Genomic DNA, 19614 nt, shown 5'->3' with positions numbered 1-19614 from the left:
GAGCGTGTGCAGCAACAACCTGATCCAGCGGGTTAACAGGCTAGCCCGATTGGCCGGGTAGTCGCGGACCACGGCAACTGCGGCTGCAGTACTAGCCCGATTGGCCGGGTAGTCGCGGACCACGGCAACTGCGGCTGCAGTACTAGGAGGCCGAACCAGAGCGACTGACCAGTCCGCGCCACACCACTGCTCCCATCCCGTCTGCCGTCGACCCACACGTACGTGGAGCGGGCGCGGTGCCGGGCGTCCAGGTGGAGCGCGCCACTGTACGAACGACCTGGACGCCCGGTGCCGTGTCTGCTCGGCTCTGCCTGGGTCGACGGCAGACGGGATGGGAGTCCCCACCGCCACACCCCACCGGCCGGCACCCGCGCACAGGCCCCTGCCATCCCGGAGTCTGAGCGCCCCCGCCGGAGGCATCGTCTTGAGCCGCACTCGCGTACCGCTTCGGCCGCGTGGGTTCGTCACCCATCAACCCGAGCTGTCAGGCGTGCGGACGGCGGCCGGGCTGGAGCGGGGCGCAGACAGGAGCGCAGGCCCGGGCGACGGGCCGCGCGCGCCGCGCCGTGCGCGGCGGGTGCCTTGATGAAGTAGAGAAAGTCTTACCGCAGCGGCGTCTGGCGCTCAGCTTGGAACTGGTCGAGCAGGGTGAAGAACAGCTCAACGGCTGGCGTGTTGGTGGTCTCGGCTTCGCGTTCGATCTCTACCGCCCAGCCCAAGGGAGAGAGGTGGCCGTTGCGCTGGCCGAGCCAGGTGTCGAAGGGTGCTATGTCACCTGGAGTCCAGAAGGGGAAGTCCTCTTCGGCGTTGTACACCGCCATGGCCACTCGGTAACCGGCAAGCATGGCGCCCAGGTGCGTCAGAGAACCGTGGCGAACCCATCCTTCGGGATGCAGGCGGACCCGGTCCAGGAAGTCATAGACGTTCTCGAACTCGCTCACCTGCTTCGGCTCCGTCATGCGGACTTCTCCAAGAGGTGCCGGCCATCGTGACTGCGGATGTGGGGGCCGTTTCCGTCTAGGGCGTCCAGGAGGCGGATCGCGTAGACCTCGGCCATGCGCTCCTCGACCTCGGCCGGCGTCAGCCAGTCGACCGCGGTCGACTCGTCCGAGGTTCGTTCGGTGCCGCCTGAGGGCTTGCAGCGGAAGACCAGGGCGACGATGCCGCGGGTGGTGTTCTTGTAGACGCCCGTCAGCTCGTCCACCTCGACATGGATGCCCGTCTCCTCCAGGACCTCGCGGGCGACGCCCGCTTCCGGTGCCTCGGTGAGTTCAAGGACTCCACCCGGGAGCTCCCACGTGCCGTTGTCCGCTCGGCGGATCGCCAGGAGGCGGCCGTCTTCGCGCACTACCGCTCCAGCCACGGACACGGAATGCAACGGCGTTGACTTTGTTCCCGCGCTCCCACTACTCATGTACAGGAGCATATGAGAGTGGGTAGGACTGTGAGAACTCCAGCAGGAGCTGGCAGGGCCGTACCTCGGTACGTGCAGATCGCGGACGAGATCGTCCAGCAGATCCGGTCCGGCGTCCTCAAGGCCGGCGACATGGTTCCGAGTGAGTCGGAGCTGGTCGAGCGGTACGGGGTTGCTGGGGGGACTATTCGGAAGGCCATGGTCGAGGTGCGGGCCAGTGGGCTCGTCGAGACCCGGCACGGCAAGGGCTCGATTGTGAAGGACCGGCCTCCTGTACGGCTTCGATCTTCGGATCGGTTCCGCGCTTCTCATCGGCGGGGCGGCAAGGCTGCCTACCTCGCCGAGTCCGAGCAGTCCGGCGCCACCGCGAAGGTGAGCGTCCTCTACATCGGGCCCATGGAAGCGCCGGCGGACATCGCTGAGCGGCTTGGCGTCGACGTGGGAACGCAGGTGCTCGCGCGGCGCCGGCTGTACTTCCGGAACGGGACCCCCGTCGAGACCGCCTCGTCGTACCTGCCGTGGGACGTGGTGAAGGACATCCCCGAGCTGTTCGCCGAGAACCCGGGCCCCGGTGGCATCTACGCCCGGCTCGAAGACCACGGCCACAGCTTCGCCGAGTTCGTGGAGACGCTTCAGGCTCGGCCGGCCGCGAAGGCGGAGGCGTCCGAGTTGGCTCTGAGTCCCGGCGCCCCCGTGATTCAGCTGGTGCGGGACGCGGTGACCAAGAAGGGGCGGGTCGTGGAGGTCTGCGACACCCTCATGGCCGCTGACCAGTTCGTCTTCCAGTACCGGATCCCCGCGACCGACTGACGCTCGCTCAACTCCCCTCAACCCGCTGCGGTTTCTTTCCGTGGCGGGTTGACTCATGTACAGGAGTGGTGCACTCTTCTTCATGTCACTCCTATACAGGAGTGAAGGAGCCCAACCTCTATAGAGGAGTGATCCACTGTGCGTCAGATCCCCGTCGACACCTCCGCCGCGATGGTGATGGTGGCCCAGCCCCCGGCCCCGAAGATCGCCAACCGTCAGACCGGCGAGATCGCCACCGACCGGGACACCGGTGCCCCGCTGATGACGGTCGACGTCATGTTCGTCATGGATGGCAACGCCGAGATCCTCAACCTGACCGTGCCCAAGACCGGCATCTCCGAGGAGCTGTCCATGGGCACCCCGGTCGCCCTGACCGGGGTCGTCGCCCGGCCTTGGGAGAACGAGTTCAACGGCCAGAAGCGCCACGGCATCAGCTTCCGCGCCGTGGCCGTCACCTCGCTCGCCGCCGCGAAGGTCGGCTGACCCATGACCGCCTTAACGGTCACCCTCGCGCTGGTCGCCACGGCCGCGCTGCTGCTGCGGTGGCAGCGTCCGGCCTGGTATTGGATGACCTTCGGCGTCGTCTTCGCCGTGGTCCGGATCCTCGCCCGGTACGCGTCGGTCATGGACGCGTGCGGGCTGACCGTCCCGCCCTCGCGCTGGCGCCTGGCGCTGGCCCGGATGACCGGCCAGCCCATCCCCGAGTCGCGGGCACCCCGGATCCTGCGGCTGCGGCCGACACGTACCGGGCTCGTACTGCGGGTAAAACTGCGCCCCGGTCAGGACGCGTTCGACTTCTCCGCCGCCTCGGACCGGCTCCGGCACTCGTTTGTCATGCAGAACGTCACCGCCCGGGAGATCCGCTCCAGCGTGGTCGAGCTGCGGATGACCGGCTACGACGTGCTCAAGCGCGTTCAGATGCCCGCGGCGGCCCGTGTTGGGGTGATGCGAGTTCCGGTCGCCATGCGGGAGGACGGAGAGGTCTACTACCGCGACTACCGCCAGACCCCACACGCGCTGAACGTCGGCGCCACCCAGTCCGGGAAGTCCGTCTATCAACGCAACCTTGTTGCCGCGCTCGCCGCGCTGGACGTCGCCGTGGTCGGGATCGACTGCAAGCAGGGCGTTGAACTTGCCCCGCTTGCCCGGCGGTTCACTGCCCTGGCTGACAACCCTGACGCCGCCGCCAATCTTCTCGACGCCTTGGTCGAGCACATGGAAGACGTCTACCAACTGATTCGCCGCGAGCAGAGATTGAGTGCAGACCTGCCGGATGCGGAGATCACCGCCGACATCTGGGACCTGCCCGATCACCTGCGACCGACCCCGATCGTGCTCCTGGTCGATGAGGTCGCCGAACTCGCCCTCTACGCCACGAAGGACGAAGAGAAGCGGCGGGATCGGATCATCACCTCCCTCGTCCGGCTCTCCCAGCTTGGCCGCGCCGCCGGCATCTACCTGGAGATCTGTGGGCAGCGCTTCGGCTCCGAGCTCGGCAAGGGCATCACCATGCTTCGCGCCCAGCTCACCGGTCGCACCGCCCACCGCGTCAACGACGAGACCTCCGCCAACATGGCCTTCGGCGACATCGCCCCGGATGCCGTGCTCGCCACGGTCCAGATCCGCACCGACCGGCCCGGCACCGCCGTCGCGGGCGACTCCTCCGGTGGGTGGGTCCGCATCCGCACTCCCCACCTCACGCTCCGGCGGGCCGTGAACATCGCGAACTCCCACGCCCACCGCACGCCCGAGATCCCTGCGCTGGACGCCTTCCGGCCCGTCCTGCCGCCCCTGGGCAAAGCCGCGGCGCCCTCGACCGTCACGGCTCCCGCGATCGCCTGAATCCCCTCGCTCCACGGCTGCGTGACCGCTTCACGCCAGGCCCCTACCCCGCCCATGCCCGAAACCGGAAGGAGGACCCCCGATGCGTCCCATCCGCCGACCGGACGCCGTCCTCGTACAAGCCGCGATCGCCGGCGCTCTGTCCTTCGCTCATCTCCACGACCTGGCTGCGGCTGCCGGACAGTCCGGTTGGAAAGCGTGGGCCTACCCGGTCTCCGTAGACCTCCTGCTCGTCGCCGCCTGGCATCGGCTGCGGACCTCGCGGGCCGCCGGTGCGCCTGTCCGCTCAGCCTGGACGTGGTTCATGGTCGCCCTGGCCGCGTCGCTCGGTGCGAACGTCGCCACCGCCGGGCTCCTCGACCTCGGCCACGTTCCCGCCTGGCTGCGCATCCTCGTCGCGGGCTGGCCCGCCCTCGCGTTTCTCGGCGGCACCCTCCTCGTCCACTCCCCCGGGCATCCGACGGTCGCCAAGCCAGCTGAACCCGACACGGCCACCGAGCAGGCCCCGGCCGTGGAGGCGGTCATCGAGCGGGATGACGTAGCCGAGCCGGAGCCGGAGATCGCCGCCGCACCGGCCCTCCCCTCCCCGGAACCGGAACCGGAACCGGAACCCGCACCGGAGCCCGAACCCGCCCCCGTGGCCGTACCGCCGGCCCTCGTTACTCACGCCCGGAAAGTCGCCGACGACTACCGCGCCCGCACCGGCTACCCGATCGACGCCGACACCCTGCGCGCTCGCCTCGGCGTCCCGCCCCTGATGGCTGCTGCCATCGCCGCCCAGCTCGCCTGAAAAGAGACCCTCCCATGGCCGCTCGCGACCACTTCCACTCCGTGATGCGGATCGGTCCGGTGCAGATCGGCACCCACCGCGACCGCCACGGCCGCACCAAGTACGCCGCCGTGTGCACGTCCGACGGCTGCGGCTGGTCCACCGAGTACTCCAGCTCCTCGGCCGCCCAGCTCGCCGCCCGCACGCACCGCTGCAAGCCCCGCTGACCTCGAAGGAGTCCGCGTCATGGACGTCCCGCTCTGGCTCGCCCTGATCGCCGTCGGCGGCCTCGGTATCAAGCTCATCCGCCCGCCCTGGTGGCTCGTCGCCGTGATCCTCCTCGGCGGCTACCTCCTCGCCGACAGCGTCCTCGCCCCGCTCATCGACAACACGATCAACAAGTAGGGAGAACCGTCATGTTCCAGCCGCGCATCCCGGTCAACCCGCTTCCGACCGGCCTCGTCACCCCGCTCGTCCAACCGACCGTCACCGCCGACATCGCGCCCCGCCGCACCGCCGACGCGGCGGCCTGCAACCACCACCACGCCCCGGCCCCTGCACCCGTCCTGGCGCCGTCCTCGGCCCCGCGCCTCACCCCGGCTGGCCTGGCTGTCGTCGTTGTCGGCGGCGCCGGAACCGTCCTCGTCGTCGGCACGGTCCTGGTCTCCATGCTCCTCGCCGTCGCCATCAGCGCCGCGTCGGTCGCCGTCTGCGCCGTCGTCCTGCGCTCGCTCCTCAACGGCCAGCGCCGACAGCGCTAGTCGTCGAACTCGAAGCCCGATGCCTCCGCACGGGCAATGATGTCGCGGACTGCCTCAGGGCTCGTGATGACGGCTCCAAGGGCAGCCTTGAGTCGTGCGAGGTCGCTCGGACTCCCGACCGCGCAGAACATGCCGCCCTCGCTGTCGAAGTCGAGGTCCTCGGCAATGTCCGGCCAAGCGAACTGCACGAGACCTTCCCAGAAGTACCCGTTCGGCTCGTGTCCGGCGGCAGCTACGGCGTCATCGGCAGCCAAGCCGCCAGCGTTCAAGGTCAGCGAGTGCTCGCCGTCGAAGTCATGCAGGTTGATCATCACGGCGTGATCCTCGCACCGCCCTCTGACAGAGCTGCCGATCCCTCGGGCCGCCTCATCCGGTCCCTCCCTCTGCCGGTCCGGTGGGCCTCTCCGGTCACCGCACTAGCCAGCTTCCGGGCGGCTCAACCGCCAAGTCTCCGCCGCCCGGAAGCCCCGCCCCTACCCAGCTCGCAGAACCAGAAGGAAGCTCTCCATGATGACCGTCCCAGCCGCCTCGTCAGCGGGGTTCGACACCGCCACCCTGAGCGACGTGCTCCGGGTGGCCGGGTCCCCCGGCTTCGACCGCTGGAAGGAGCAGATCCACCGCACCGGCGGCTGCTCCCACCCCATCCACCTCCAGGGCTGGACCCTCACCCGGGACAAGGCCACCGGGGAGACCCTCCACCGGTACTCCACCGACACCGAACCGGGCGCACGGCTCCGGATCGCCTGCGGCAACCGCCGCGCCTCCCGCTGCCCCGCCTGCGCGTGGACCTACGCGGGCGACACCTTCCACCTCATCCGCGCCGGCCTCGCCGGAGACAACGCCCGGGACATCCCCGCCACGGTCCGCGAGCACCCCCGGGTCTTCCTCACCCTCACGGCCCCATCCTTCGGCCCTGTCCACAACCGTCCCGGCACCCGGCCCTGTCGCTGCGGCGTCCGCCACACCGAGGACGACGCCGCCCTCGGCACGCCGCTCGATCCCGACTCGTACGACTACGCCGCCGCCGTCCTCTTCAACAACCACGCCGGGCAGCTCTGGCAGCGCTTCACGACTCGCCTCCGCCGGGAGATCGCCGCCACAGCTGGCCTCTCGCAGAGGGAGCTGAAGGAGGTCGCCCGGATCTCGTACGGGAAGGTCGCCGAGTTCCAGAAGCGGGGCGCCGTCCACTTCCACGCCGTCGTCCGCATCGATGGCCCGGACGGTCCCGACTCGCCGCCTCCTTCATGGGCGACCACCGAGCGCCTCACCGAGGCTATCCGCGCCGCCGCCACCCACGCGTATACGACCGTCACCGTCCCCGCCGCTGGCGATCAGCCGTTACGCCGCCTCCGCTGGGGCGCCCAGCTCGACATCCGCCCCGTCAAAGCCTTCGGCGACGGCTCCGACATCACCGAACAGGCCGTCGCCTCCTACATCGCCAAGTACTCCACCAAGGCCGCCGAAACCACCGGCAGCCTCGACCGCCGCATCGGCAACCGTGAGGCCCTGGTCCTCCTCGGCGTCCCCGACCACACCCGCCGCCTCGTCGAAGCCTGCTTCGACCTCGAACCGCTGTACCCCGACCGCCGGCTCCTCGCCTGGGCCCACATGCTCGGCTTCCGGGGCCACTTCTCCACCAAGTCCCGGCAGTACTCCACCACCCTGGGCGAACTGCGCCAGACCCGCGCCGACTACCGCGCCACCCAAGAACGCGCCGCCCGCGGCCTCGACGACATCGAGCCGGACACCGTCCTCGTCCTCACCTCCTGGACGTACGCCGGCCAGGGCCACTCCCCCGGCGAGGCCGCCCTCGCCGCCTCCATCGCCCGGGACATCCAGCTCAACCGCGAGACCGCCCGCGAAGCCCTACGCGACCAACTCGCCCTGGAAGGAGCAAGCGCATGACCGACCGACTGCTGACCGTGGGCCAGGCCGCCGAACTCCTCGGCACCACTGAGAGGTTTCCGCGTCGGCTCATCGCCGAGCGCCGGATCGTCTTCGTCAAGGTGGGACGGCATGTCCGCATTCCTGAGCGGGCCTTGGAGGAATTCGTCGTCGCCCACACCGTCCAGCCGATCAGCACTCGTCGCCGATTCGCGGCGGTGGCCTAATGGCGAACAGCAAAGGCAAGCGTCGCCGCTTCGGCGCAGTGCGCAAGCTGCCGTCAGGACGGTTCCAGGCTCGTTATCAGGGGCCGGACGGGATGACGCGATCGGCCCCCGAGACGTTCGCCTCGCAGACCGATGCCGATCGGTGGCTCGTCCGCAAGGAAGCGGAGATCCTCGACGGCAAATGGAAGGACCCGGACGACAAGGTTCTCTTCGGGGTGTACGCCGACGCCTGGTTCAAGGAACGCGACTACGCGGCGACCACTCGCGAGCGCAACGGCAGCGCCCTACGCCTCCACATCCTGCCGACCTTCGCGGACGTGGTCCTGAGTGAGGTCACCACACCCCAGATCCGCCGCTGGCGTGCCGGCCTCCTGGAGTCGGGTGTCGGTGAGCCGACGGTCGCCAAGGCGTACCAGATCCTCCGAGCCATCATGAACACCGCGGTCGACGACGAGCTGATCCAGCGCAATCCCTGCCGTATCAAGGGCGCCGGCGCGGCCAAGACAGCCGAGCGACCGTTCCTCGAAATCGCCGAGGTCTTCCAGCTCGCCGACGCCGTGCCGGCGCGCTTCCGGGTGTTCATCCTGCTGGCAGCCTTCACCGGTCTCCGCTTCGGCGAGCTCGCCGCGCTTCAGCGCCATGACGTCGACCTCGACCGCCGAACCGTCGCCGTACGACGTTCTCTGGCCGAGACCCGTACCGACGGCATTCTGATCAAGACGCCCAAGAGCGCGGCCGGTGTACGCACCGTCGCCTTCCCGGCCTCGCTGGCGGAGAGCCTGGCCACTCATCTCGCCGTCTACGCCGAGCCGGGCCGGACCGGGCTGGTCTTCACCGGAGAACGCGGCGGGCAGCTTCGCCGAAACAACTTCCGGCGGCTGTGGCTTCGGGCCCTGAAGACGACCGGCCTCCGAGACGCCCATTTCCACGATCTGCGCCACACGGGGAACACCCTCGCCGCGACCGGCGGTGCCACGACGCGTGAGCTGATGCAGCGGATGGGGCACTCGTCGGTGCGAGCCGCGCTGATCTATCAGCACCTGGTGAACGGGCGTGACCACGCCATCGCCGCCCACGTCGACGAGCAGATCAGGAAGGTCCGGCCAGCGGAGTCCGGCGACGATCCATCTGGCACGTAACTGGCACGACGCCCCTCCCCCGCCTTCCCGGCCGGGGAACGGACAAGGCCCAGGCTCCCGGTTCAGTACCGGTGACCTGGGCCTTTGTCGTGCTACCTACTGGTGGGCGCGGACGGTTTCGAACCGCCGACATCTGCTTTGTAAGAGCAGCGCTCTACCCCTGAGCTACGCACCCGTGGAGGAGGCAACAGCCTACATGGCCGGTGGGTGGGTGCCGCAAATGGATGGGGTCCGGGGGGGTAGCCCCACCTCCGGGGCGGTGGGTCGCCGGATCGTGGTGGGGGGTGGTGGGGTTCTAGGTTCGGGGGGATCTTAGGTGTCGCTTCTGGGGGTTTCGTCGTCATGGCCGTACGCCGCACGTCCCGTGCGCTGCTCCTTTCCTGTGTCGTCGTGCTCGCGCTCGCGGGGTGTGCGGCCGAGCCCGAGGAGGCGCCGGTGGAGCGGAAGACGTTCGCGTTCGGCGGGGACGCGCTCACCGTCGACTCGGACAACTCCCGGCTTGTGATCACGCCCGCCGATGTCGACGGTGTGCGGGTGGAGCGGCAGGTCGACGGGTGGGTCTTCATGGGGTCCGGGCCCGAGGCCAGCTGGAAGCTGGTCGACGGGCGGCTGACCCTGCGGGTGGAATGTGATGCCGTCGCGGCCAGCTGTTCGGCCGTGCACCGGATCCAGGTGCCCCGCGGGGTCGCCGTCACCGTCGACGACGACAACGGGGGCGTGACCGCCGAGGGGTTCACCACGCCTCTCAAGGTGCGCTCCGACAACGGGGACGTGCAGGTACGGAACGTCGGCGGGGTGCTCGATCTCGGGAGTCGGAACGGGGATGTGACCGTCGAGGGGTCCGTGACCTCGGCCGAGGTCACGGTGCGGGGCGACAACGGGGACGTCGACATCACCCTCGGTGCCGTTCCCCGCAAGGTCGACGTCGTCACCGACAACGGGGACGTCACCGTGGCGCTGCCGAAGGCCGAGTACGTCGCCTCCGCCGACAGCGGGAACGGTGACGTGCGTGTCGATGTACCGCGTCGTGACGGCAGTGGGCACGTCGTGAGTCTTCGCAGCGACAACGGGGATGTCGTCGTCCGTACGGTGAACTGATACGGCCGTGTGTTCGTCATTACCGGGTGGGAGAATGAAGCCTGACCGGGCACGGCGGACACAGCACGGGGAGTAGTACGTGGCGGAGAGCGACGCTAGGGGCACATCGGCGCCCAGGGGTTCCTCCGCGTTCCGGCTGGCGCTCGCGCTGCCCCTGCTCGTGGGCGCGCTCCTTCCGCAGGCCTTCGCGGGCGGCGGGACCCGCCGCTGGTTCGGTGGGCGCGGGGAAGGGCAGCGGGCCGAGGCCCAGGCCGCCAAGGACGCCGCCGCGGCCTCCTTCTACGAGCTCGACACCGCCCAGCGCGGGCTCCGCATCTCCATCGAGACCATCACCGCCGTGGACAGCTCCCCCGAGGCGCGTCGCGCCGTCGACGGGTTCGAGGCGCTCGGGCGGCGGATCGACGAGGTCAGTCATGTGTACATCGGTGCCGTCGATGCACATGATCTTGATCGGGACGAGTTGGATGCCGCCACCGCCTCACGCGCCCGCTCCGAGTTGGCCCGGGCCAAGGAGGAGCTCGATCGCGTCAAGGGCGAGTTGGACCGGTTCGAGGAAGGCCTCGCTCCGCTCCTCGGGCGCGCCGAGACCCAGCTCGCCCGGCTCGCGCCCGCCGTCGAGCGGGCCCGGCAGGCGCTGCGGGGCGCGAGCGGCGCCCTGGATGCCGTACGGGAGCGTGGGCTGCGCGCCGATGACCTCGCCGCTCGGCTCGCCGCGCTCGGGCCCGAGCTGACCCGCCTCAACGAGGGCGCGGGGCGCCACGGCGTCCCCGAGACGCTCCAGCGCGCCGACCGGGTGCTGCGGGACGCCGAGGCCGTACGGGCCGAGGCCGAGCGGCTGCCCGAGCGGGCCGCCGAGATCGACAAGCGCCTCGTGTCGCTGCGTACCCGCGCCGAGGCCCTCACCACCCGCGCCGGAGGGGTCGAGCCCGTCCTCTCCGAGCTGCGCCGGCGGTACTCCGCCGCCTGCTGGCAGGACCTCCAGCACGTGCCCGAGCAGGCCGTCGCGAGCCTCCGCCAGGCCGGGGAGCGGCTCGCCGAGGCCGGGAACGCACGGGCCGAGCAGCGCTGGCCCGACGCGACCTCGCTGCTCTCCACGGCCCGCGCGCTCCTCGACTCGACCGACGAGGCCGTCTCCGCAGCCGGGGACCGGCTGCGCCGCCTGGACGCCGTCGCGAAGGACCCCACCGCGGAGATCGACCGCACGCGGTTCGCCGTACGGGACGCCCAGCGCCTCGCGATGGCCGGGCGGAACACGCCCGATCCGCGCCACGCCCGGCCCCTGGACGAGGCCGTCGGCCGGCTCGACCGGGCCGTCGGCTCCCTTGAGGGCCGCCACCCGGACTACTGGCACTTCCTGACCGAGCTGGAGGCCGTCCGCGCCTCGGCCGCCCATGTCGTCGGCCTCATCCGGGAGGAGCGGGGCGCCGGGCACTGAGGGCCTCCGGGAGCCGGTCGAGGGCGGGCTGGGGGGGCTGACGGCGGGGCCGGGGCAGGGCCGTCGCGGAGATGGTCGGTCGATGCCGGGCCTGATGCCGAGGGCCGTCGCCTTGCCGGGCCCTGGGAGCGGTCGCCCCTCCGTGACCTGGTGTCGCGCCGCCGGTGCTCGCCCGGGCGGTTCCTGCGGCCTTCGGCCCCGCGCCGACCCTGCTCCCCCGCTCCTCCCGCCGCTAGCCTGTTCCCATGCCTCGTTACGAATACCGCTGCCGCACCTGTGGCGACACCTTCGAGCTCAGCCGTCCCATGGCCGAGTCCTCCGCTCCCGCCTCCTGCCCCGCCGGGCACGACGACACCGTGAAGCTGCTGTCGGCCGTCGCCGTCGGCGGAAGCAGCTCCGCCGCCCCCGCGCAGGGCGGTGGCGGCGGCGGTTGCTGCGGTGGGGGCTGCTGCGGCTAGGACGCTGCCGCCGCCCTGAAGCGGCGCAGGATCTCCTCCCCCGCCGCCACCCCTCGCTCCGCGAGGACGTCGAGGTGGGGCGCCGTCCAGTCGCTGTCGGCGAGCTCGCCGTGGCCCGGGCGCCAGGCCCGGTCCGCGGCGAGCAGCAGGTCGGCGTCGAGGAGGGAGTCCCCGGCCGCCAGGGTGAGCGTCGCGCCCGTGCGGCGGGCGACCTCGCGGACGGCCGCGCTCTTGGTGAGCGGCTTCGGCACGGCGTACACCTTGCGGCCCTGGAGCGACACGGTCCAGCCGCGCTCGCCCGCCCAGCCGCCGAAGCGGTCCAGCCAGTCCTCGGGGAGCCGCTCCCGCTCGACGACGAGGTACGCGAAGAGGTCCTCCGCCACCCGGTGCTTGCGCACCCAGGACAGGTCCGTCGTGGCGGTGAGGTAGGCGCGGATCTCGGAGAGCGGGGCGCACTCGTCGGCCAGCCTGCGCAGCACGGACTCGTGCCAGTCGCGGTCGGAGACGCCGTCCACGAGGATGTGCCCGCCGTTGGCGCAGATCGCGTATGCCGGTGCGGTGCCCGGAAGCTGGATGCGCTGGTACTGCTTGCGCGTCCGCGTGGTCGTGGGGACGAAGACGGTCTCGGCGGTCAGCCGCGCCAGGAGCTCGGCCGCGTCCTCGGTCATGTACGAGAGCGGCTTGGACTCGTGGACCTCGACGCACAGCAGCCGGGGCGCCTGGGCGTCCGGCATGCCGAGGGCGAGGGCCGCGGTCGAGTAGATGAGGGTGCGGTCGAGGTCGCTCGCGACCAGGGTCTTGCCCCTGGACGTGCTCGTGGACGTACTCACTGGGACACCACCGCCTTTCCGTCCGCGCCCGTCGCACCCCTCGTGTACTGAGGGTGGATCAGGCCCACGCAGCTGTACGGGAGTTCGTCGACGACCTCGACCGGTACGCCGCGCTGCTCCGCGAGCAGCCGGACGTGCGCGAGGTCGGCCTCGGCGCCCCGCTTGGCGAGGATCTTCCAGGGGACGCGGCGGAGCAGGACACGGGTGGTCTCGCCGACGCCCGGTTTGACCAGGTTGACGTCGTGGATGCCGTACTCCTCGCTGATCCGCTCGACGGCCGCCCAGCCCTCCCAGGTGGGGGTGCGGTCGGCGGCGAGCAGCTCCTTCACGTCGGCGTCGACGGTCGCGGCGACCTCGTCGAAGCGGGCCGCCACGGCGTCGAGGAAGGCCACGGAGACGTCGGCGTCGGCCAGTTCGCGATAGAACTTGGCGCCGTGGAAGTCGTTCGGTCCGACGAGGTCGGAACGGAGGACCGTACGCGATATCAGGCCGGAGACCGTGGAGTTGAGGCACGCGGAGGGGATGAGGAAGTCCTCGCGGGTGCCGTACGTGCGGACGCAGGAGCCCGGGTCGGCGAGGACCGCGATCTCCGGGTCGAAGCCCTCGAACTCCTTGATCGCCTCAGCGAGTTCGCGGGTGATGGCGCCCTTTCCGGTCCAGCCGTCGACGAACACGACGTCGGCCGGGTCGTGGTGGGCGGCGAGCCAGCGCAGCGCGTTGGCGTCGATGCCGCGGCCGCGCACGATGGAGACGGCGTAGTGCGGGAGGTCGAGGCCGTGGCGGGCCTGCGCCCAGCGGCGCATGAGGACGCCGACCGGGGTGCCGGCCCGCGCGAGGGAGACCAGGACCGGGCGGGCGGAGCGCTCGGCGAGGACGGTCTCGGTGACCGTGCCGACGGCGCGCGCCATCCGGGCGGCGGAGCTCTCCAGGGCGGCCTGGAAGAGCTCCTGGTAGCGCTCGCTGGGCTGGTACTCGACGGGGAGCGACTCGGCGTAGTGCGCGCCGCCGCTCTGGATGGCCTCCTCCCGTTCCTCGGTGGGGGCCTCGAGTTCGACGTCCGAGAGGTCCTGGAGCAGCCAGCCGACCTCTTCGGGTGCGTACGAGGAGAAGGCGGGGCCGCGGAGGGGCTCGGGCAGCATGGAGCTCCTTTCGGGAGCTTCGGTGACGGAGTCCGTGGGTGTGTAGGACGGGATCACCGCGAGCACGACGCGCGGGATGTGCGCGGTGAGCTGGGCGAGCAGGCCGTCCTGGGCGTGCAGGGCCGGGGTGTCGGCGGCGGAGTCGACGACGAGGACGCCGGCGTCGAAGCCTGCGCCCGCGACGTTGTACGCGTAGCGCTCGCCGGGTCCGTCGGCGGGGGCGTCGTGGGCGGGGAAGACGAGCCGGGTGCGGATGGCGTAGCCGGGGTCGTCGACGGCGAGGACGGGCGAGCGGGTGGTGGTGGAGTAGCGGACGTCGTGACCGGCGTCCTCCAGGGCGGTGCCGAGACGCAGCGGCGCGTACATCAGCTCCTCGAAGCCGAGGACGAGGATCCGGGGCCGGGGCCGGGGCCCTGCGGGCGGCGTGGCGGGACTGTCCGGGGCCTGCTCGGCCTGCGCGGCCTGCTCGGCCTGCTGGGTCCCACCCTGCGCGGCAGGACGGGCCGAGGCCTGCCCGGCCTGCGCGGCAGGACGGTTCAGGGTCTGCTCGGGCAGCTCGGCCTGCTCGGCCTCGCCACGCGCAGCAGGCGTTTCCCGGGCCTGTCCCAGGGTGTCGGGCCCGCCCCCCAGCGCCTCCGCCAGTCTCCCCGCCATACCCGGCAGGGCCTCCTCCAGGTGGTCCCGGTGTTCGGGCGTGAAGCCGTGGCGGCCGCCGTCGGGGAGTTCCGCGGGCCAGTCGAGGTCCACCCGTACGGGTGCCTCCCGCGGTGCGCGGGGGTGCGGCACCGGGGTCGCGCGCTCGTGTTCCGCCACCAGGGCCTGGCCCTTCTCCAGGACGCCGTCCGGGAGGCGGACCGTGCCGGCCGCGCCGGCGATCAGGTCGACGCGGGCGCCGATCTCCGTCGCGAAGGCGTCCAGGCGGCCGAGGTCGGCGGCGGAGCGCATGTCGACGAGGGCCACGACGACGTACCGGTCGCGCGGGTAGCGCTCGTGCAGGGCGCGGATGGTGTTGAGGACCGTGTTGCCCGTCGAGAACTCGTCGTCGACGAGGACGAGCGGCCCGTCGCCCGCGAGGAGCTTGGGGTCCTCGGGCAGCAGGAGGTGCGAGGTGGCGTGGGAGTGGGACTCCTCGAAGCCGCCGGCGCGGGCGACGCCTGCCACCGGGCGGCGGGTGGAGTGGAGGTACGGGGCGAGGCCGAGGCCGTCGGCGACGGCGTGCCCGAGGGCGGTGGCGGTCTCCGCGTAGCCGAGGACGACGGACCGGGCGGCCTCCTCGTCGCCGAGGAGCTCGCGGACGCGCCGGCCGAGCGCGAGGCCGGAGCCGTACACGACGGCCGGGCGCTGCGGCACGTGCTTGCCGAGCACGCTGGAGACCAGCAGGTGCGCCCGCTTGGGGTTGCGGCGCAGTGCGAGGCCCAACAGGGCCGGCAGCTCCTCGTCGCCGATCAGTTCGACGCCCAGTCGCTCCGCGACCCACGTTCCGGTCCACACCACGTCGTCGACGTCCCTTCGTCAGCCGGCCAGGCCGGCGGTGAGCAGCTCCACGAAGCCGACGTCCTCCTTGGCGACGCCGAAGACCTCGGCGCGCAGGAGGATGCGCTCGGCCCACGCGCGATGCGGCTTCACCTCGTTCATCTTGTTCGTGTAGGCGGAGCGGAGGACTCCGCCGCCGTCCCGCTCGGGCCGCAGGATGTCCTGGGCGTCGCTCCACTCCTCGTGGCTGACGACGGAGAGGGCGTGCACCGGCACCACGTGGGTGGGGTGGATGCAGGTCTTGCCGAGCAGGCCGTTGGCCCGGTCGAGTTCGATCTCGCGGAGCAGGCCGTCGAGGTCGTGCTCGATGAGGGCGGTGCGCAGGTCCTCGGCGCGGCCTTCGAGGAAGGGGCTGCGGCGCAGCTGTGGCTTGAACATGCGCTCGCCCTGCCGGAAGTACTCCCAGACGGGCCCGGTGACGGTGAAGCCGGTGCCGTCGGAGCGGCCGAGGACGTTGACGACGTCGGCGATGACGTTCGCGACGATCTTGATGTCGTACGCGGTCATGTCGGGCGAGCGGCGCAGCCCGTAGGCGGAGCAGAAGTCCGTGACGCCGAGGCGGAGGGCGAGGACGCGGTCGCGGTGCTTGTCGGTGATCGAGGCGATCCCGGCGAGGGTCTCGGCCCGGGTCTCCAGGTGGAGGAGCTCGGGGGACTCGAGGACGGGCATGGCGAAGAGGCGCCTGCCGCTCGTCCGCTCGGCCTGGGTGAGCGCTTCGAGGAAGGCGCGGCCTCGGGTCTCGGTGAACTTGGGGAGTACGAATCCGGACAGCAGGGCGACGGTCGCGCCGAGGCGGTCGACGAGGTCGGTGATCTGGCGCGGTTCGCGGACCCGGATGAAGAGCAGGGGCAGGTCCGTGGCGGTGTCGGTGTCCGTCACGGTCCCGGCGGCGAGGTCGGCGAAGGTCCGGACGAGGTTGGCCTCGCCCGCCTCGACCTCGGCGTCGCTGATGGAATCCTCCAGGCAGAGCACCATGGAGACCACTCCGCGCCGGGCCTGCTTGCGTACGGCGTCGGCCAGCCGGGGGCGGGTGGCGGGGCTGTAGAGCGTGGCGCCCAGGGCCACGGCGAGCGTGCCGGCGGGCGAGTCGGCCGTGAACTCGGCCGGCTCCCGGTGGAACAGCCCGGCCTGCACAGCGGCCGGGATGTGCCCGAAATGACGCATGTAAGTCCCCCGTCTGCCTCTCCGGCCCTGATGACATGTGGCCGGTAATAGTACGTATGTATGGGTGTCCTTAGTTCCCTCGGCGCATGAAATTCAGGTAACTCGACGGCATCCGTCACACCGTTCCGGTATCGGTGGTGCCCCCGCGTTGTCCGCGGGTCGGGCGGGAGGGCAGGATTGCGGTCATGACGCACGCGATGCTGAAGGGCTCCAACGTCCCTCTCGACACCGCGGCCGTACGGGCCGTGCTCCGCTGGACCCCGGGCCCCGGGGTCCCCGACGTGGATGCCTCCGCCCTGCTCCTCGGGCCGTCCGGGCGCGTGCGGTCCGACGAGGACTTCGTCTTCTACAACCAGCCGCGCCACCCCTCGGGCCTGGTGCGACGGCTGCCGAAGAAGCGGGTCGCCGAGGGCCTGACGGACACCGTGGAGGCCGATCTCGCCGGGCTCGACGTGTCCGTCGACCGGGTGGTGATCGCGGCTTCCTCCGACGGCGGCACCTTCCGGTCCGTCTCCGACCTGCAGATCCTGCTGTACGACGCGGTGGCCGGGGCGGAGCGCGAGCCGATGGCCCTGTTCGACGTGACGGCGGAGACCGGCGAGGAGACGGCGGTCATCTGCGGCGAGCTGTACCGGCGCGGGGACGGCTGGAAGTTCCGCGCGGTGGGCCAGGGCTACCCGACGGGTCTTGTCGGCCTCGCCACGGACTTCGGCATCTCGGTCGACGAGGACGCCGCGGCGCAGGACGCCGCCCAGGACGCACAGGGCCCGGTCTTCCCCGAGGCCGGGGCGGTCACCGGTTCTCCCGCCACCGGCTCCCACGACCCCGACCTCGATCGGACCGTGGTCCATACCCCGGTGCCGCCGCAGCCGACCGTGCCGCCCATGCCGGACCGCGCGCCCGCCTACGGCTACCCGCAGCAGCCGGTGAACGCGCCCGCCCCGGCGTACGGCTACCCCCAGCAGCCCGTGAACGCCCCGGCCCCCTCGTACGGCTACCCGCAGCCGGTGGCCGCCGCCGAGCAGAACCCGGCGCCGGAGTTCCGCATGCCGCCGATGGGGCCCCAGTTCAGCCGGCAGTGACACCGGGGGCCGCGGCAGGGCTCACGCCTTGGTCTTGTAGCCGCGGCCCCACTGGAGTCCCCAGCCGTACAACCGGTCCAGTTCGGCCTGGAAGCCGTACACGAACCGCACCTCGCGTCGGACGGTCAGCTCGCCCTTGACGTTCTCCATGGAGAAGACGGCGCAGGAGCGGGCCTGCGGGGCGCGCTCGTCGAGCTCGATCTCGATCCGGGGACCGTTGCTCGGGTAGAGCGTGACCTTGGCGTGCGTACGGTCGAAGGCCGGCGTCTGGTCGTAGATGTAGGCGAAGAACAGCAGCCGCTTGAAGTCGTCCCGGTGGTCCAGGTTGACGAAGATCGTCTCGCCCGAGGAGCCGCCGAAGCGGTCGTCTCCGCTCAGCTTCACGTACGGGGCGGCGTTCAGGTCGCCGAAGAAGCCGCCGAGCGGCTGCACGACCCCCTTGCTGCCGTCGGCGAGCTCGTAGAGGCAGCCCAGGTCGAGGTCGACGTTGACCATGCCCTGGGTGTGGGCCTGGACGACCTCGGGCTTGAAGAGCTGCGCGGGGTTCCGCAGCAGCCGTCCGCTCTGGCGGGAGCGGCCCTCGATGTCGGAGGTGCGCATCCGCCAGGAGAGGTTCACCCGGAGGTTGCCGGTGGCGGCGCCCTGTTTGGTGAGCGAGACGGTCGGGCGCCGTTTCGTCAGATCGATCGCGTTCGACGCGGCGCTGCCCGAGTCGAACTGCGCCGCCCTCCCCGGAAACAGGTTGTCCCAGAAGGCCATGTCGCCTTCACCCCCCACTGGTCGTCAACACCGCGGCCGTCGGCGCCGCGCACATGCCTGCGGGGCGGCCGGATGCACCGGCCGCCCCGCAGTGAAGCATTCCTCGCTGCCGGGGGTGTCACACCCCTGACGGCACCTCGGTCTTGTCGTTCGCGGAGCCGCCCTCGGCCGCCGCGAGCCGCTTGTTGCGGCGGACGGAGGACCAGAAGGACCAGCCGATGAGCGCGACGCCGATGCCGCCGGTGACGATCTCGGGGATCTCGTACTGGATGGTGATCATGAGGACCACGGCCAGGGCGCCGATCGCGTAGTGGGCGCCGTGCTCCAGGTAGACGTAGTCGTCGAGGGTGCCCTGGCGGACCAGGTAGACCGTCAGCGAACGGACGTACATGGCGCCGACGCCCAGGCCGAGCGCCATCAGGACGATGTCGTTGGTGATGGCGAAGGCGCCGATGACACCGTCGAAGGAGAAGGAGGCGTCGAGGACCTCGAGGTAGAGGAACATGAAGAAGGCGGCCTTGCCGGCGAGCTGGACGACGGAGACCTTCTTGCCCGTGCGCTTGGCCTCTTCCTCGGCCTCCTGCTCGGCCTCCTCTTCCTCCTCCAGCTTGTTCTCGAAGTAGCCGGAGAGACCGCCGACGACGAGGTACGTGATGAGGCCGGCGATGCCGGAGATCAGGACCGTCTGCGCCTTGTCGACGTGCGCGCCGCCGTGCTGGTGGGCGTGGGTCGCGAAGGTCATCGAGGTGATGAGCAGGACGACGAGGGCGATGCAGACCGACAGCATGTCGACCTTGCCGAGCTTGGCCAGCGGGCGCTCGATCCAGCGCAGCCACTGGATGTCACGCTCCTCGAAGATGAAGTCGAGGAAGATCATCAGCAGGAACATGCCACCGAAGGCGGCGATCGACGGGTGTGCGTCGGTGACCAGCTGCTGGTAGCGGTCGGCGTCGTTCAGCGCGAGATCGACGGCTTCGATGGGGCCGATCTTCGCGCTGATCGCGACGATCACGACGGGGAAGACGAGGCGCATGCCGAAGACGGCGATGATCACGCCGATCGTGAGGAAGATCTTCTGCCAGAAGGCATTCATCTTCTTCAGGATTCCGGCGTTGACCACCGCGTTGTCGAACGACAGGGAGATCTCGAGGACGCAGAGGATCGCGACGATCCCGAACGCCTCCCACCCCCCGTAGAGCACCGCCACGGCCAGGCCGATCACAGTGATCGCGAACGACCAGCCGAAGGTTTTCAGAATCACTGTCTACCC

General features: G+C 70.9%; 22 protein-coding genes and 1 tRNA gene. 14 read left to right on the top strand and 9 right to left on the bottom strand.

The annotated features are described in order from the left end of the window. Nucleotides 1-602: 602 nt before the first annotated feature. Together ACFYX3_RS14010 and ACFYX3_RS14005 are read right to left on the bottom strand one after the other, a co-directional pair. Entirely contained in the window at nucleotides 603-959 is a 357-nt protein-coding gene (locus tag ACFYX3_RS14010) for a hypothetical protein (protein ID WP_389012366.1), read from the bottom strand. Then, on the bottom strand, nucleotides 956-1426 hold the full coding sequence (locus ACFYX3_RS14005; RefSeq protein ID WP_389012363.1) for an NUDIX hydrolase: 471 nt from the start codon (nucleotides 1424-1426) through the stop codon (nucleotides 956-958). The genes ACFYX3_RS14010 and ACFYX3_RS14005 overlap by 4 nt, the downstream gene beginning before the upstream one ends. Between ACFYX3_RS14005 and ACFYX3_RS14000 the strand changes: the two genes are divergently transcribed. The 7 genes from ACFYX3_RS14000 to ACFYX3_RS13970 all read left to right on the top strand — a co-directional run bounded on the left by ACFYX3_RS14000 (nucleotide 1427) and on the right by ACFYX3_RS13970 (nucleotide 5596). Continuing rightward, the gene (locus ACFYX3_RS14000; RefSeq protein WP_389012360.1) at nucleotides 1427-2224 is read left to right on the top strand and encodes a GntR family transcriptional regulator; all 798 of its coding nucleotides are present in this window, start codon (nucleotides 1427-1429) and stop codon (nucleotides 2222-2224) included. Between the two features lie 138 nt (nucleotides 2225-2362). Beyond that, entirely contained in the window at nucleotides 2363-2707 is a 345-nt protein-coding gene (locus ACFYX3_RS13995) for a hypothetical protein (RefSeq protein WP_030688073.1), read from the top strand. A 3-nt stretch (nucleotides 2708-2710) separates the two neighbouring features. Continuing rightward, nucleotides 2711-4066 carry an FtsK/SpoIIIE domain-containing protein gene (locus ACFYX3_RS13990; RefSeq protein WP_389012357.1) on the top strand — a complete coding sequence of 452 codons (1356 nt, stop codon included), beginning with the start codon at nucleotides 2711-2713 and terminating at the stop codon, nucleotides 4064-4066. An 82-nt stretch (nucleotides 4067-4148) separates the two neighbouring features. Next, nucleotides 4149-4856, top strand: a complete 708-nt coding sequence (locus tag ACFYX3_RS13985) for a DUF2637 domain-containing protein (RefSeq protein WP_389012354.1) — start codon at nucleotides 4149-4151, stop codon at nucleotides 4854-4856. A gap of 14 nt (nucleotides 4857-4870) precedes the next feature. After that, on the top strand, nucleotides 4871-5062 hold the full coding sequence (locus ACFYX3_RS13980; protein ID WP_240110302.1) for a mobile element transfer protein: 192 nt from the start codon (nucleotides 4871-4873) through the stop codon (nucleotides 5060-5062). A gap of 19 nt (nucleotides 5063-5081) precedes the next feature. After that, complete coding sequence (locus tag ACFYX3_RS13975; RefSeq protein WP_389012350.1) at nucleotides 5082-5240, top strand: hypothetical protein; 159 nt, start codon at nucleotides 5082-5084, stop codon at nucleotides 5238-5240. Between the two features lie 11 nt (nucleotides 5241-5251). After that, on the top strand, nucleotides 5252-5596 hold the full coding sequence (locus tag ACFYX3_RS13970) for a SpdD-like protein (RefSeq protein ID WP_389012347.1): 345 nt from the start codon (nucleotides 5252-5254) through the stop codon (nucleotides 5594-5596). Here the strand turns inward: ACFYX3_RS13970 and ACFYX3_RS13965 are convergent. Then, nucleotides 5593-5907 carry an Imm51 family immunity protein gene (locus ACFYX3_RS13965; RefSeq protein WP_389012395.1) on the bottom strand — a complete coding sequence of 105 codons (315 nt, stop codon included), beginning with the start codon at nucleotides 5905-5907 and terminating at the stop codon, nucleotides 5593-5595. The two genes, ACFYX3_RS13970 and ACFYX3_RS13965, sit on opposite strands and share 4 nt — an antisense overlap. A 196-nt stretch (nucleotides 5908-6103) precedes the next feature. On the opposite strand from ACFYX3_RS13965, the gene repSA reads away from it, so the two are divergent. From repSA to ACFYX3_RS13950, 3 genes are read left to right on the top strand one after another with little or no spacing between them, the layout of a single operon-like run. Further along, the gene (repSA, locus tag ACFYX3_RS13960) at nucleotides 6104-7501 is read left to right on the top strand and encodes a replication initiator protein RepSA (RefSeq protein ID WP_389012344.1); all 1398 of its coding nucleotides are present in this window, start codon (nucleotides 6104-6106) and stop codon (nucleotides 7499-7501) included. Further along, complete coding sequence (locus ACFYX3_RS13955; RefSeq protein WP_389012341.1) at nucleotides 7498-7707, top strand: excisionase family DNA-binding protein; 210 nt, start codon at nucleotides 7498-7500, stop codon at nucleotides 7705-7707. The genes repSA and ACFYX3_RS13955 overlap by 4 nt, the downstream gene beginning before the upstream one ends. Beyond that, entirely contained in the window at nucleotides 7707-8846 is a 1140-nt protein-coding gene (locus ACFYX3_RS13950) for a tyrosine-type recombinase/integrase (protein ID WP_389012338.1), read from the top strand. The genes ACFYX3_RS13955 and ACFYX3_RS13950 overlap by 1 nt, the downstream gene beginning before the upstream one ends. Before the next feature lie 100 nt (nucleotides 8847-8946). Here ACFYX3_RS13950 and ACFYX3_RS13945 read toward each other — a convergent pair. Continuing rightward, a tRNA-Val gene (locus ACFYX3_RS13945) sits at nucleotides 8947-9021 on the bottom strand. A gap of 167 nt (nucleotides 9022-9188) precedes the next feature. Here ACFYX3_RS13945 and ACFYX3_RS13940 point away from each other — a divergent pair. The 3 genes from ACFYX3_RS13940 to ACFYX3_RS13930 all read left to right on the top strand — a co-directional run bounded on the left by ACFYX3_RS13940 (nucleotide 9189) and on the right by ACFYX3_RS13930 (nucleotide 11837). Continuing rightward, on the top strand, nucleotides 9189-9944 hold the full coding sequence (locus ACFYX3_RS13940) for a DUF4097 family beta strand repeat-containing protein (RefSeq protein WP_389012335.1): 756 nt from the start codon (nucleotides 9189-9191) through the stop codon (nucleotides 9942-9944). A gap of 79 nt (nucleotides 9945-10023) precedes the next feature. Continuing rightward, nucleotides 10024-11379, top strand: coding sequence for a hypothetical protein (locus tag ACFYX3_RS13935; RefSeq protein ID WP_389012332.1), 1356 nt, complete (start codon nucleotides 10024-10026; stop codon nucleotides 11377-11379). Nucleotides 11380-11624: 245 nt separating this feature from the next. Further along, on the top strand, nucleotides 11625-11837 hold the full coding sequence (locus ACFYX3_RS13930) for a zinc ribbon domain-containing protein (RefSeq protein ID WP_116161209.1): 213 nt from the start codon (nucleotides 11625-11627) through the stop codon (nucleotides 11835-11837). Here ACFYX3_RS13930 and ACFYX3_RS13925 read toward each other — a convergent pair. Genes ACFYX3_RS13925 through ACFYX3_RS13915 form a run of 3 tightly spaced genes read right to left on the bottom strand, consistent with a single transcriptional unit; the run spans nucleotide 11834 to nucleotide 16503 of the window. Further along, nucleotides 11834-12667, bottom strand: a complete 834-nt coding sequence (locus ACFYX3_RS13925) for an HAD family hydrolase (protein ID WP_359517886.1) — start codon at nucleotides 12665-12667, stop codon at nucleotides 11834-11836. The two genes, ACFYX3_RS13930 and ACFYX3_RS13925, sit on opposite strands and share 4 nt — an antisense overlap. Beyond that, nucleotides 12664-15300: a phosphoribosyltransferase gene (locus ACFYX3_RS13920; protein WP_389012327.1), complete on the bottom strand. Its 2637-nt coding sequence runs from the start codon at nucleotides 15298-15300 to the stop codon at nucleotides 12664-12666. Before ACFYX3_RS13920 ends, ACFYX3_RS13925 begins: the two co-directional genes overlap by 4 nt. Nucleotides 15301-15318: 18 nt before the next feature. After that, a complete protein-coding gene (locus tag ACFYX3_RS13915; RefSeq protein ID WP_389012324.1) occupies nucleotides 15319-16503 on the bottom strand; it encodes an HpcH/HpaI aldolase/citrate lyase family protein in 1185 nt (394 codons plus the stop codon). A gap of 176 nt (nucleotides 16504-16679) precedes the next feature. Between ACFYX3_RS13915 and ACFYX3_RS13910 the strand changes: the two genes are divergently transcribed. After that, nucleotides 16680-17585, top strand: a complete 906-nt coding sequence (locus tag ACFYX3_RS13910; RefSeq protein WP_389012392.1) for a TerD family protein — start codon at nucleotides 16680-16682, stop codon at nucleotides 17583-17585. Between the two features lie 21 nt (nucleotides 17586-17606). Here ACFYX3_RS13910 and ACFYX3_RS13905 read toward each other — a convergent pair whose 3' ends face one another. Then, nucleotides 17607-18344, bottom strand: a complete 738-nt coding sequence (locus ACFYX3_RS13905) for a Tellurium resistance (protein WP_359517892.1) — start codon at nucleotides 18342-18344, stop codon at nucleotides 17607-17609. 118 nt (nucleotides 18345-18462) lie between these two features. After that, entirely contained in the window at nucleotides 18463-19605 is a 1143-nt protein-coding gene (locus ACFYX3_RS13900) for a DUF475 domain-containing protein (RefSeq protein ID WP_116161205.1), read from the bottom strand. Between the last annotated feature and the right edge of the window lie 9 nt (nucleotides 19606-19614).

Origin of the sequence: Streptomyces sp. NPDC002463 (assembly GCF_042889835.1) — a bacterium.
GTDB lineage: Bacteria > Actinomycetota > Actinomycetes > Streptomycetales > Streptomycetaceae > Streptomyces > Streptomyces nymphaeiformis.
The sequence above is the reverse complement of the archived record's forward strand: the minus strand, read 5'-3'. Positions and strand labels throughout refer to the sequence as shown.

Bases quoted from the DNA above. Each gene is read 5' to 3' on its own strand.
- ACFYX3_RS14010 (WP_389012366.1), bottom strand. From the start codon at position 959: ATGACGGAGCCGAAGCAGGTGAGCGAGTTCGAGAACGTCTATGACTTC.
- ACFYX3_RS14005 (WP_389012363.1), bottom strand. From the start codon at position 1,426: ATGCTCCTGTACATGAGTAGTGGGAGCGCGGGAACAAAGTCAACGCCG.
- ACFYX3_RS14000 (WP_389012360.1), top strand. From the start codon at position 1,427: ATGAGAGTGGGTAGGACTGTGAGAACTCCAGCAGGAGCTGGCAGGGCC.
- ACFYX3_RS13990 (WP_389012357.1), top strand. From the start codon at position 2,711: ATGACCGCCTTAACGGTCACCCTCGCGCTGGTCGCCACGGCCGCGCTG.
- ACFYX3_RS13985 (WP_389012354.1), top strand. From the start codon at position 4,149: ATGCGTCCCATCCGCCGACCGGACGCCGTCCTCGTACAAGCCGCGATC.
- ACFYX3_RS13980 (WP_240110302.1), top strand. From the start codon at position 4,871: ATGGCCGCTCGCGACCACTTCCACTCCGTGATGCGGATCGGTCCGGTG.
- ACFYX3_RS13975 (WP_389012350.1), top strand. From the start codon at position 5,082: ATGGACGTCCCGCTCTGGCTCGCCCTGATCGCCGTCGGCGGCCTCGGT.
- ACFYX3_RS13970 (WP_389012347.1), top strand. From the start codon at position 5,252: ATGTTCCAGCCGCGCATCCCGGTCAACCCGCTTCCGACCGGCCTCGTC.
- ACFYX3_RS13965 (WP_389012395.1), bottom strand. From the start codon at position 5,907: ATGATCAACCTGCATGACTTCGACGGCGAGCACTCGCTGACCTTGAAC.
- repSA (WP_389012344.1), top strand. From the start codon at position 6,104: ATGATGACCGTCCCAGCCGCCTCGTCAGCGGGGTTCGACACCGCCACC.
- ACFYX3_RS13955 (WP_389012341.1), top strand. From the start codon at position 7,498: ATGACCGACCGACTGCTGACCGTGGGCCAGGCCGCCGAACTCCTCGGC.
- ACFYX3_RS13950 (WP_389012338.1), top strand. From the start codon at position 7,707: ATGGCGAACAGCAAAGGCAAGCGTCGCCGCTTCGGCGCAGTGCGCAAG.
- ACFYX3_RS13940 (WP_389012335.1), top strand. From the start codon at position 9,189: ATGGCCGTACGCCGCACGTCCCGTGCGCTGCTCCTTTCCTGTGTCGTC.
- ACFYX3_RS13930 (WP_116161209.1), top strand. From the start codon at position 11,625: ATGCCTCGTTACGAATACCGCTGCCGCACCTGTGGCGACACCTTCGAG.
- ACFYX3_RS13915 (WP_389012324.1), bottom strand. From the start codon at position 16,503: ATGCGTCATTTCGGGCACATCCCGGCCGCTGTGCAGGCCGGGCTGTTC.
- ACFYX3_RS13905 (WP_359517892.1), bottom strand. From the start codon at position 18,344: ATGGCCTTCTGGGACAACCTGTTTCCGGGGAGGGCGGCGCAGTTCGAC.